Annotated in this window: 10 protein-coding genes and 1 pseudogene; 7 read left to right on the top strand and 4 right to left on the bottom strand. The window is 59.6% G+C overall.

Annotated elements, in window-relative coordinates; translation table 11 throughout:
* The first annotated feature begins 444 nt into the window (after positions 1-444).
* The 3 genes and pseudogenes from FJ949_RS23845 to FJ949_RS23835 all read left to right on the top strand — a co-directional run bounded on the left by FJ949_RS23845 (position 445) and on the right by FJ949_RS23835 (position 1582).
* Positions 445-891 (top strand): annotated as a pseudogene (locus FJ949_RS23845) (MucR family transcriptional regulator).
* A 61-nt stretch (positions 892-952) separates the two neighbouring features.
* Positions 953-1243: a hypothetical protein gene (locus FJ949_RS23840; RefSeq protein WP_140499721.1), complete on the top strand. Its 291-nt coding sequence runs from the start codon at positions 953-955 to the stop codon at positions 1241-1243.
* 135 nt (positions 1244-1378) lie between these two features.
* Entirely contained in the window at positions 1379-1582 is a 204-nt protein-coding gene (locus tag FJ949_RS23835) for a CsbD family protein (protein WP_140499719.1), read from the top strand.
* A 463-nt stretch (positions 1583-2045) separates the two neighbouring features.
* Here the strand turns inward: FJ949_RS23835 and FJ949_RS30860 are convergent, their stop codons facing one another.
* The 3 genes from FJ949_RS30860 to FJ949_RS23820 all read right to left on the bottom strand — a co-directional run bounded on the left by FJ949_RS30860 (position 2046) and on the right by FJ949_RS23820 (position 5125).
* Complete coding sequence (locus FJ949_RS30860) at positions 2046-2297, bottom strand: AraC family transcriptional regulator (RefSeq protein WP_224646664.1); 252 nt, start codon at positions 2295-2297, stop codon at positions 2046-2048.
* A 592-nt stretch (positions 2298-2889) separates the two neighbouring features.
* Positions 2890-4290, bottom strand: coding sequence for a mercuric reductase (locus FJ949_RS23825; RefSeq protein WP_140499717.1), 1401 nt, complete (start codon positions 4288-4290; stop codon positions 2890-2892).
* A gap of 88 nt (positions 4291-4378) precedes the next feature.
* Positions 4379-5125, bottom strand: a complete 747-nt coding sequence (locus tag FJ949_RS23820; protein ID WP_140499716.1) for a glucose 1-dehydrogenase — start codon at positions 5123-5125, stop codon at positions 4379-4381.
* Between the two features lie 117 nt (positions 5126-5242).
* Between FJ949_RS23820 and FJ949_RS23815 the strand changes: the two genes are divergently transcribed.
* Positions 5243-6124: a LysR family transcriptional regulator gene (locus FJ949_RS23815; RefSeq protein ID WP_140499714.1), complete on the top strand. Its 882-nt coding sequence runs from the start codon at positions 5243-5245 to the stop codon at positions 6122-6124.
* Positions 6125-6621: 497 nt separating this feature from the next.
* Here FJ949_RS23815 and FJ949_RS23810 read toward each other — a convergent pair whose 3' ends face one another.
* On the bottom strand, positions 6622-7269 hold the full coding sequence (locus FJ949_RS23810) for a HipA domain-containing protein (protein WP_210239514.1): 648 nt from the start codon (positions 7267-7269) through the stop codon (positions 6622-6624).
* 1128 nt (positions 7270-8397) lie between these two features.
* On the opposite strand from FJ949_RS23810, the gene repA reads away from it, so the two are divergent.
* The 3 genes from repA (at position 8398) to repC (ending at position 12004) form a co-directional block, all read left to right on the top strand.
* The gene (repA, locus tag FJ949_RS23805; protein ID WP_140499712.1) at positions 8398-9600 is read left to right on the top strand and encodes a plasmid partitioning protein RepA; all 1203 of its coding nucleotides are present in this window, start codon (positions 8398-8400) and stop codon (positions 9598-9600) included.
* Between the two features lie 77 nt (positions 9601-9677).
* The gene (gene repB / locus FJ949_RS23800) at positions 9678-10643 is read left to right on the top strand and encodes a plasmid partitioning protein RepB (protein ID WP_140499711.1); all 966 of its coding nucleotides are present in this window, start codon (positions 9678-9680) and stop codon (positions 10641-10643) included.
* Between the two features lie 155 nt (positions 10644-10798).
* The gene (gene repC, locus FJ949_RS23795) at positions 10799-12004 is read left to right on the top strand and encodes a plasmid replication protein RepC (RefSeq protein WP_140499709.1); all 1206 of its coding nucleotides are present in this window, start codon (positions 10799-10801) and stop codon (positions 12002-12004) included.
* Positions 12005-12035 lie beyond the last annotated feature (31 nt).

Raw genomic sequence — 12035 nt, 5'->3', positions numbered from 1 at the left:
ATGATGTCGATACGCGTCACACACGACCAAGGTCAGGTCAGCGACTTTCGCTGATGACCGAATATGATGAAACAGCACGGCAACCGGGCTGCGCCGCTCCTGCCGCGAAATGCGGACCGGCGGTTCGCCGCCGTCAGCATCGTGGAGCGCGCGACGGACATCCGCGTCGCCAGCGTTCGAGATGCGGCCCCTGAACGTCGATTGAAGTGCAGGACTGCCCGCACCGCGACGTGAAGCCGAATTAGGCCGCAATTTCGAGGCTTTGGCGCGATCTTCTGGTCGCCTGGCTTTGCATCATCTTGAGAGTATGACACACCGGGACACCCGCCAGCGCGGTCGTATACGATCGCGCCAATCTACAACCGCAGAACGTTTTGCTCTTTCGCGAATTGCGAAGAGGCAAATCCCAAGTAGAAGGTGCCGAAGCAATAGGAGTTCCAATAATTGCCGGAGCGGACCAATAGTGTCACTGAGATTGTCGAGCTAACCGCGGGTGTTGTCGCCGCATATGTCAGCAACAACCCCGTGCCGGCCGGCGAACTGCCAAACCTCATTGCGTCTCTACACGCTTCCCTGCCTGGTCTGAGCAAGCCTGCCGCGCCGGCAGTTGAGATGCAGGTCCCCGCGGTCAATCCAAAGAAGTCGGTTACTGCGGACTTCATCATCTGTCTTGACGACGGCAAGAAGTTCAAATCGCTGAAACGCCACCTTCGTTACCTTGGCATGACGGCCGATGAATACCGTGCCAAGTGAAAATTGCCAGCCGACTACCCGATGGTGGCGCCGAACTATGCGGAACAGCGGTCCGCTTTGGCAAAGGCGTCGGGTCTGGGGCGGAAGCCGGTCCCTCGGAAGAAACCTCCTGCCAAACCCACGGCCAAAGTCGCCTGACGCGAACTAAATCCTGCCCTTGTACTGGGCAGGCCACCGCCGGTGTGGCAAAAATGGAGCCATGACCCGCGCATCCATTGCCGAAGAGCTTGAGCGTGCCGCCGACCGCATCGCGGACATGCCGCGGCCGGATCTTCAAGTTATCCTTCGCCGCGCCGCCTTGATGCTGCGAAACGTCGCTGGCGTTCCCCTGGAGCCGGCAACAGAAGACGCGCTGAACTCGATCGCCGGAGAGATGAAGATCGGCCGGTCAGATCTCATTCAGATTGTGTTGCGCGAGTGGCTGGAAACCAACGCCTACCTGCCGGTGCGCCAAATCGATGAGGATAGCGAAACGGATGGGAGCGCTTAGAAACTTCCGCAATGATCATCGCGCCGATCAAACCAACGTGCGCCACCATCTTCCCAGCCCGCCTCTCCCGATTATAGCGGAACTCGAGGGCGATATGTCCGTTCTTCCGATGTGTGATTCGAAGGAGAAGCCACGATGGATTGGAACCGCGTCGAAGGAAATTGGAAGCAGGTCAAAGGTAAAGTCAAGGAACAGTGGGGCAAGCTCACTGATGATGATATCGACCGCATTGGCGGCAAACGCGATCAGCTCGAGGGCCTGATCCAGGAACGCTACGGCATCGAGAAGGATCGCGTACGCCGAGATGTCGATGACTGGTATGGTCGGCAGGGCTGGTAGATACCAGGTTATGGAATTAGGTTCCGCTTGTCTCAATCGATCTAGATGGACTTCCGGGATCGAACCAGGGAGACTGGCCTGCGCTTCGCCGCATGCCGCTGCTGGCCCTGTACGGTGCGTCGAGCCGCGCACCACGTCGACCCTTTGCCTCCGCCGAAGCTGAAGCTCTGGAGATCCCAATGGGTTGGTTCTTCCTGCGCCCCTGCCAAGCTTGCGGCGCGCCTTGCGGCGGTAAAGGCCAACCAAATTTCAGCCAGCCAGCGGAAGCCCGCATCCAGTCACGCATCGAGCGACGTGCAATGGCCCGACGCTTATGTTAACGCTCGACACGCCGTCCTCCATCTCCTCGCGCCCAGCCGCCTTCCAGCATGCAGCCTAAGCTTCGCGTATAACCTTGCCCACCCGCGCCTGCGCCGGCGTTAGATGCCGGCATTTCTTCATGACGGTCGTAAAGTGGCTTTGGCTAGAGAACCCCGCTCACATGGGCGATCTCCGCAATGGCCATGCGCTTGTCGGCAAGCAGTCTCTCCGCCAAGTCGAGCCGCAGATTGAGAACGTAGTGATGCGGCGGCGCCCCGACTGTCCTGGAGAAAGCCCGCACAAAATGAGAGGATGAAAGCCCGCAAACCGCGGCCATATCGGCAAGCGCTAATTTGCGCGAGAAGTTCGCGCTCAGGAATTCCTGCACCCCGGGCATTGCGGGCAGAAAGCCCACCTTTTTCGTTCATCTGTGGATGCGGCGCTGCATCAGTTACGGAAATCCATTCCGGAAAATCATCATTGCGCCGCATCTTCGACCTTGTTACCTCCCGGTGGGAACACCCTGTGGCGCCTCTCAGCTCCCTCACGAAAAACAATTCGTTATTGTTCGATAGTCCACGCATAGCATACGCACATTGGCGATCCAGAGAACCCCGCGCGGTAGCCTTCTCGAAATCAGGTCGAAGAGATATCGACCGCCTCACATCCAAGATCCAGATGCTTGCAACGGTACCTCGGCCGTTACGATAGGCGATCTTTCCCTCTGCGTTGTTGTCGCTATGGCCCTCCGACGTTTCTTTGCAGGAAAAGTCTCGTGGCCGGGCTGCTTCTGATTACAGAACCGTTCAAGGACCGCACCGGAGAACGAACCCGCAGCTTCGAAATACAGATCAGTCCGGGGAGAACGTTGAGGTGCCCGGTTGCATAGTCGGGACCGATCCGATGCAGACCGTTGGCTGCGTCGCTCGAGCGTCATTTTTAATGTGCAGGTCAGACGCAGGCAGATCCCGTCATATCAACTGGACCTGCCTGTGATGTTTTCATCGCTATTGATTCGACCTAGGCGGCACGTTGGAGAAGAGAGCTCCTAGTCCCTCTGCGATCGTCAGGTGCGTGATGACGGCATCGCGAAGCTTCGGGTACGGCAGCTTCGCCAGCATGGCAGTCTGGATGGCAGCCAAGACCTCGCCGGCTTCGGAACCGATCATCGTGAACCCTAGGATACGGTCATCATCCCCGCCCACGACAGCCTTCATGAACCCTTGGGTTTCCTCAGTTGCTTCGGTGCGCAAGACGCTGCTCATCGGCAACTTTGCGACGCGCACGCTGACACCCTGGCGTTGTGCTTCGCCTTCGCTTAGCCCGACACGGGCAAGCGGCGGGTCGGTGAACATCGTGTAGGGCACCAGCCGATCGCGCGCGCTGCGGTTGCCGCCTGCCAGATTGTCCCTGACGATGCGGAAGTCGTCGACGGAGACATGCGTGAACTGCGGGCTGCCGGCGCATTCGCCTAGCGCCAGAACATCAGGCGCGCACGTCTCCAGCCGCTCGTTGACCCGAATGTAGCCGCGTCCGTCGATTTCGACGCCAAGTTTTTCGAGACCAATTCCGGCAGTGTTCGGCACGCGCCCCGCCGCAACAAGGAGATGGCTGCCCTCCAACGTCGGCTCGCCTGATGAGGTGCGCACGGCCACGCTGATGCCTTCGCCAGAGCGGCCATGCACATTGAGAGGCTCCGCCCCTATAAGGAACTCGATACCTTCGCCAGCAAGAAGCCGACGCATCTCATCGGCGACGTCAGGATCTTCGCGGCCGACGAGTTGAGGACCGGCTTCTATTACGGTCACGCGGCTGCCGAAACGGCGGTAGGCCTGCGCCAGCTCAAGGCCGACATAGCCGCCGCCGAGCACGATCAGATGCGGTGGCAAGACATCGAGCTCCAGGGCTTCGATGTGTGTAAGCGGTCGTGCCGCCTCAAGGCCGGGAATGCTCGGAATGGCCGCATGCGTGCCGACATTGATTGCGACTTTATCACCAACGAGCAGTCGCGTGCCGCCGCCGTTCAAAGCCACTTCGAGCGTCTTTGGCGCCACAAAACGGCCGCTCCCCATGATTAGCTCCGCGCCGCTGGTTTCGTAGGCGTTGAGATGGAAGGCGACCTCCCGGTCGATCATGTCCTGCTTGCGGCGGCGGACCTGCGCCATGTCGGTCACAGCGGGTCCGATGACCGTTCCGAACTCCGCGGCGTGACGGGTGAGATGTGCGACCCGCGCGCTCCAGAGTTCATTCTTACTCGGCAGGCAAGCGACGGCTGGACAGGAGCCGCCGATCCATCGGCGTTCCACGACCGCAACCTTCTTTCCCGCGCGGGCCAGGTGCCATGCGAGCAGCTTGCCGCCTTGGCCGCTGCCGAGGATCACCACGTCATATTGTTCGGGCTCAGACATGAGTTCTCTCCGTCAGTTCTGGATGAAGGATATGAGGGAGGCCGACTCCAAGACGCTCCCGCAGTGCCGTCGAAGAAAGGCCGGCCGCCTAACGCTGGCCGCCGGAGGCCGTGATGCGTTCGCCTGTCAGCCAGGCGGATTGGTCCGAAGCGAGGAAGATTGCGACGCGCGCAATGTCATCGGGCCGTCCCAGTCGGCCCATCGGCAAGGTTGCTCCGATATTTCTGGCAGTCTCACCTTCGATGCCTGCCACCGCCAGACCCTCGGTCTCGGTCATGCCGGGTGCAATCGCGTTGACGCGGATATTGCGGCCCACGAGCTCGTTGGCGAGCGCCTTGGTGATTGTATCCACCGCGCTCTTCGAGGCGGAATAGATGACCGAATTCGGCACAGGATTGGTGCTCGAAATCGTACTAAGATTGATTACGCTGCCGCCGGCAGGGCCAAAGGCGTTTACGGCTTCCTGCGTCGTTAGGAGGATGCTCAGCACGTTGGTGTCGAACTGGCGATGGAATTCTGCTTCCGTCACCTCCTCCAAAGGGGCGAAGCGGTACACGCCCGCATTGTTGACGAGGATACTGGGCCTTCCGAACGCGGTCTTCGTTTCGGCGAACAGCCGCTTAACGTCGGCGCTCTTGCTTACGTCCGCCTGGATCGCAACGGCCTTGCCGTGGCCGCCCAGGATCTCGCCCACCACCTTGTCGGCATCGCTCTTGTTCGACGCGTAGTTGACGACAACGGCCGCGCCCGCCTCGGCGAACTGCCGGGCGATTTCCGCGCCTATGCCCTTCGATGCGCCGGTCACTATTGCTACTTTGCCCCTGAGATTGTCCATGGTCTTACTCCTTTCAGCTTTGTGAACCGCCGTTGAGTGGCGTGTTGCTCAGGAGTTAAATCATGCGCAAATCGGCGAGTAGCGCTGCCGATCTCATATAATGTATACGTATTCCGTATGAATGATCGGCTCCAGCAACTCGCGATGTTCGTTCGCACGGTGGAAACCGGCAGCTTCTCGAAAGTGGCCCGAGAGTTCGGATTGTCGCAACCCTCCGTCTCGCGGACGGTCGCGGCGCTGGAAGAACGGCTGGGCGTCAAGCTACTCACGCGTACGACCCGCGAACTTTCGCTAACTGATGCCGGCGAGGCGCTGCTTTCCCGGGCGCGCGAGGCACTTGCTGGGATCGAAGAGGCGGAGAGCGCAGCGCGTGGGGCGGATCAGTTGTCGGGGATATTGCGGGTGGCTCTGCCGGCGACTTATGGGGTGCGGCAGATCGTACCGCTGCTGCATGGTTTCTTGGAGCGGCATCCTTTGCTCAAGGTCGATCTCATGATGTCCGACCGCTACGAGAATCTCGTCGCAGAAGGCGCAGACATGGCGCTCCGCCTGGGCAACCAGCCGGACTCCAGTTTCGTGGCGCGTAAACTTGCCGCTAGCCGCCGTTTGTTCGTGGCCGCGTCTACCTATCTCGCACGACGCGGCACACCGACAAAACTCGCCGAGCTTAGTCAGCACCATCTCATTGGCGGTCCCAGTGATACGGGCGATCAGAATTGGACCGCCCATCGCGAAGGCGTTACCGAGGTTCAGCCCGTCAGCCCGCGCGTGCGAACCCGCTCTGCCGCAGGTGCTATCGCTTGTGCGAGCGCCGGCCTCGGTATTGCGATCGCATCGAGGTGGATGTGCGCGGACGAGCTTGTCTCGGGAGCTCTGGTTGAAATCCTTCCTGACTACAGCCTCGAGCCGGTGACCGCCTTTGTCGTGTTCCCCGCCGGGCGACGCCCTTCGCAGAAAGCCCGCGCCTTCAGCGACTATCTGGAGCAGGCACTGCGCTAAAAGGCAGAGTGCAGCCGCTACGCTGAGATCGACTGTTCGCCTGGCACTTTGCCGCCATTGAGAGCCGCTTCTGGCGCGCGTTCAGCACGCGCTGGAGCCTAGGAGCAGATCCGGCGCCTTCATGATAAATCGAGGTCAACCGGCCGAAACGCTGAACTCCTCTTGGCGGCACTTCACGGCCGCTACTGACCCAGCGAGACCTCCTCGCCGGCCTGCATAGGAACCGGTGAACAGGCCGGCCTTCAAGAAGGCCAGAAGCTCGCCCTGCGGTGTCTCGACGAAGATCGGCAAGCTCCGCACGGTCCTTCAGTTTTTTGGACATTCAGCGCTTTCTGAGGACGTCGCGCTCCATCGCGCTGACGCAATGTGGGCGAGCCACTCCTCCGGCAAGAGCGACACGATGAACGGTGGCAAGTTGCCTGGGATCGTCTCGCGAATGAGCAGCGTGCCGCCTGTTCGGTGAGCAGGCTTCCACCGCCTCTCGAAACCGTCATGGATCAGCTGTCCAAGCGAGATCCCGTGCCAGGCAACGAGAAACTCCAATGCGGACTTGTTGCCGGCGATTTGCCGGCGTCGGCCCGCGCCGAAAGATAGCGTTCTGCCCCCTGCCCTTCCCGACACCAGCTGTTCTCACGGGCGAGCGCCCAAACCGCGTCCGCGGCTGCTTGCGGCGATCCAAACTCACCGATGAGACGCACAGCAAGTTGTGCCCGCATCTGCCCGGGTATCGCACTCGCATGCTCGCCGCGCAGCCGGAACGCTTCCAAAAACCCCTGTCGTGGGGACGAAGCATCGGTGCGCAACTCCCCCATGTCATCTCCAACAACAACGCCCATCGTCGACGGGTGGGCTGGCGCCTCATTTTGAATAATCTCGAGGGTGCGTAGGCGGGTGCGCTGGTTGCGTCGCCCGCTGATAAAAAGCCGCCCGTCCGGCGTAGGTCCGAGCAGAATCGCACTTGCCGATGACAGATACGCCGTTGGATAGAGATAACGTGCGATCCGAACGGCATGGTTCAGGATCGTGGTCTCGATGTCATCGGCAGCATCGACATAGATACCGCGAACGAGCTGAACCAATTCGCCTGCTTGCGAGCGCAGATGGGCACGCTTGGGATTTATTGTCTTTCCGGCCAGATGAAGCAAGGAATTATCTCGCATCTCAGATGCGTGATAGTTCCGTCAGGGGGCAAACGATGTCAACGAATATCTCCGAACATCTCTATCTGAGGTCGGTGATAATTCCGCGGACCCAGCAAGAGCAGCCATTCTTCAGAACGGACCTGCGAACCCATTGTCCTAATCGTGCGACTTCACGAGGCCTTCAGAAACTTGGCTCCTCTGACGTACAGCTGTGGCATGGGCCGTTTCAATTGGTCGTGCGCGCATTCGAAAACGCCGAGGCATGTTTGCAAGGCGGGCGGCGGTGCCCGATCCGTGGTCCAGCCCTGACTTGGCTTCTCGTACCGATCCAGCGCAGTCTCGGCAGGCAGACGCAGAGTGCTCCACCGGCGGGGCAACCCCACCTCGCTATCCTCTGCCAATTCGAGAGCCATTCATATCGGCACGTCTAGAGTGCAGGCTGCTCAACGCAGCCGTTCAACTCCTTCTCTCAACGCAACACCGGTCGCGCCGCGATCGACGATTGCGGCCTCTTGAAGTTGCTTGTCACGGCGCCCTTGCGCCTGCGTCGCCATCCGGGTTTGCGGTCGGCAATGGCAGGCAGACTCGACCGGCATCGCTGAAGTCGCAAGGGCAGCCGCCCTGCCCTACCAGGATCGCTGCAATGTGAGCTGCCCAATGATCTCAGTGGCTCGATTTCCGACAGAGCCCTTTACGACATGTAAAACTGGATTCCCGTGGATCGATCGCAATCGGGCGCGCCAATGAGGATCAAAAATTGCAGCGCCCCTGTGCGGTTTGAGCAGCGCTTGGCGGATGGCGTCCGTCAGCGCTGGGCGGGTTGGAACCGCCCTGCCAGGCACCGGTCCGCTTGTGCCACCCTCGACCTTTGACTGGCGCGATCTTTACTGCGGTAAAAACTTGCCCTTGTCGCAGAGAAAACATGCATTTAGCCACGCAGCGGCAGAGTCCTGGGTTCAGACGACAAGCAGCCGCTATGGCGACGATCTCGCTATTCGGCAGTAAGACGCCTGCTGGTGGCGTTAACCTTCTGTTAACCCAAAACTTCTTGCCGGGCTGTCCGAATCGGAGCTTAATGGCGCTTGTTGAATAGTTTCTTCGCAAAAAGCGCCAATTCAGGTTTCGACAAGAATGAATATCGCCATGCGGCTACCACGCTTCGAGTTCGATGACAAAATCCTCGAGCAGGGTGCTGAGATATCGCGACGCCTCAATCAGTTGCGCATGGAGAAATTTCCACCCAACGCGACCAAGACGCTGCGTTCATTTTCGATGGCAGAAGTCGCCCACTATCTCGGTGTGTCGCAAAACAATCTGAAGCGGCTACACCTTGAGCGCAAGGGTCCTTTGCCGGAACAGATGCCTTCCGGGCGCCGCTCCTACACGGCCGCGCAGATACTCGAACTTCGCCATTTTCTGGACCAGCATGGCAGGACCGAGGTCAAGAAGTATGTCCCGCACCGCAAACCCGGCGACAAGCTCCAGGTCGTTGCGGTCGTCAATTTCAAAGGCGGCAGCGGCAAGACAACGACTGCCGCCCACCTTGCCCAGCACTTGGCTCTGACAGGTCACCGGGTCCTCGCGATCGATCTCGACCCGCAAGCCTCGCTGTCTGCTCTGCATGGATTTCAACCGGAACTCGACCGCAACCTCTCGCTCTATGAGGCGATCCGTTACGATGACGAGCGCCGGCCGATCTCCGATGTGATCGTGCCGACGAATTTTCCTGGCCTGGATATCATTCCGGCCAATCTCGAGCTGCAAGAGTACGAGTATGACACGCCGCTCGCTATGCAGGACAAATCCTCCGCTGCCGGCCGGCAGTTCTTCGTCAGGATTGCAAACGCCTTGTCCGAGGTGGACGACCGCTATGACGTGGTCGTCGTCGACTGTCCTCCGCAACTTGGCTATCTGACTCTAACGGCCATGTCGGCGGCGACGTCCGTTCTGATCACCGTTCATCCCCAAATGCTCGACCTGATGTCGATGAGCCAGTTCCTTTTGATGCTCGGCGGCATCTTGAAGACCATCAAAGCCGCTGGCGCGGCGATCGAACTCGATTGGTTCCGCTATCTGATCACGCGGTACGAACCGACAGACATTCCGCAAGCCCAGATGGTCGGCTTCATGCAGTCCATGCTTGCTGGCCAGATCCTCGAAAATCCCATGCTCAAATCGACAGCGATCTCGGATGCGGGCCTGACGAAACAGACGCTCTATGAGGTGGAGAAGTCGTCTTTTACCCGCTCAACCTATGACCGGGCGATTGAATCGCTCGACGCGGTGAATTCGGAGATCACGACACTTATTCACCGCGCCTGGGGACGGACATGACGACGCGGTTTACGGCAGTAAATAGTGGCAATTTTTGCCGTGAATTCAGTCCAATAGCCGCGAATCGGAGCGATTGAATGGCACGCAAGGACATTTTCGGAAGTGTCATGGGTCCCGCATCGGCAGTCGCCGATGCCCAGGACGTCTCGAGCTACGCCGTTCGTGGTGCATCACGGTCGATCATACAGTCGTTCCAGGAGCTCTCGAAGGGCTCAGTCGTCGATCTCGATCCGGATTTGGTCGACACCTCATTCGTGTCGGACCGTATCGACGATGACGATGAAGCGTTTCAGGAGCTGCTGGTTGCAATTCGGGAACGTGGCCAGGATTCTCCTGTGCTGGTCAGGCCCCACCCTGACATTTCGGGACGTTTTCAAACTGTCTTTGGCCACAGGCGCGTCAGGGTTGCCCGGCAGCTGGAACGGCCTGTGCGCGCCGTCGTCAAGAAGATGGACGATAGGGACCATGTCATCGCCCAAGGCCAGGAGAACGCCGCCAGAGCTGATCTGTCCTTCATCGAACGGACGCTTTTTGCCGACCGCATCCTCAAGCGGGGCCATTCGCCTGATACGGTGAAGTCGGCCCTCGCGCTCGACGATACGACCTTCTCGAAGATGCGCTCCGTGACCAGCACCATTCCAGAACAGGTCATTTTGGCGGTAGGGGCTGCCAAAGGCGTTGGCCGAGACCGCTGGTGGCAGCTTGCCAAGCTTATGGAACATCCTGGTGCGGCGGCGAAGGCCATGGAGTGCGTGAGCCGCGCCGATTTCGCGCAGCAAGGCAGTGAGGCCCGTTTTGCCCGTCTGTTCGACCTTGTGAGCGCCTTAGAAAAGCGCCCACGCGCAGCAGCGAAGCCCAAGGAGCGGGCGTGGATGCCCCAGGACAAATCCGTTCAGGCCAAGATCACCGACACGGGAAAAGTGTTTACGCTTGCCTTTAAGTCCAAGGAAGCATTGCCCTTCGGTACATTCATTGCCGGCAAACTCGATGAGCTTTTCGAGGCATTTCGGGAGTCGGAAATGGCGAAGAAAACAGGAGACTAAGACCGCAAAAGAAAAAGGCCCCCGAACGTCACCGTCGCGGAAGCCCTTCTCACGTCTGTAGCAAGCTGAGAATCGCATTTCCCCGAATCACTGTCAAGAGTCGTGGCGCCGTTTCGGCGAGCAGATTTCTTTTGCCTGATTGAAAGGTGAGGGAAATGGAGAGTGGGTACGCGACGACGCCCTTTGGGCGGCGGCCGATGACGCTTGCGCTGGTGCAGGCGAATGCGGCATCACGGGAGATCCCGCAAGGATCTGCTGTCGAAAAATGGCAAGTCTACCGTTGGCTATGTGAAGGTAAGTCCATCATCGGCGTGGGTGACCGCGCCCTGGCAGTGCTGAACGGGCTGTTGTCCTTCTACCCGGATGACCAGGTCAGTGAAGAAAACGGCTTGATGGTTTTTCCGTCGAACGCACAGTTGTCGCTGCGCGCGCACGGCATGGCCGAGTCCACGCTTCGGAGGAATCTGGCCGAGCTGGTGAGTTGCGGGCTGATTGTCCGCCGCGACAGTCCGAACGGCAAAAGGTTTGCTCGCAAGGGGCATAGCGGGAATATTGCGGAGGCATTTGGGTTCTCGCTGGCGCCGCTGCTGACACGGGCAGCGGAATTCCAGCGAGCGGCGGAGCAGGTCCGGTCCGACGCTCTGGCGCTCAAGTTGATGCGCGAACGGATCACGCTCCATCGACGCGATATTCAAAAGCTTGTCGAGGCCGCGATCGAGGAGGGCGCCGCGGGCGATTGGGGGGCGGTCTGGAGACGGTTTAGGGCTATCGTGGAGGCAATACCGCGCAGGGCCGGCCTGTCCGATCTGGAGAGCATCGTTGCAGATCTCGCCGATCTCCACGATGAAGTGGATAGGATGTTGGAAAGCTTTATGAATTCCACGAATCCTAGCGCCAATGAATCCCATAATGAGCGGCAGCAATCTGATTCAAACACAGACTCTACTTTTGTATTTGAACCGGCTTTCGAAAAAAGCAGGGCGGCGGCCGAGCCAGCATCTCCTTCGGCTGAGAAGCCGAAAGGCTACCCAATTGGACTGGTGCTGCGGGCTTGTCCCGAAATTGCGGACTATGCCGTTAACGGGATCGGAAACTGGCGCGATCTGATGATGACTGCCGCCCAGGTGCGGGGATACCTTGGCGTTTCGCCCTCAGCTTATGAGGAGGCCTGCCATGTGATGGGCCAGGAGGTTGCCGCGATCGTGATTGCGTGCATCCTGCAAAGGGCGCAGCACATCAATTCGGCCGGCGGCTACCTGCGTGTGCTGACCGACAAGGCGAGGGCGGGAGAGTTTTCGGTCGGACCGATGCTCATGGCAGCGCTGAAGGCCAATGGGGTAACAGCAAGAATGACCGGATGATGATGAGCACCACAATTTGTGCGGGCGCTCG

The organism is Mesorhizobium sp. B2-4-1 (assembly GCF_006442185.1).
GTDB lineage: Bacteria > Pseudomonadota > Alphaproteobacteria > Rhizobiales > Rhizobiaceae > Mesorhizobium.
This window is presented reverse-complemented; position numbering and strand designations above follow the sequence as displayed.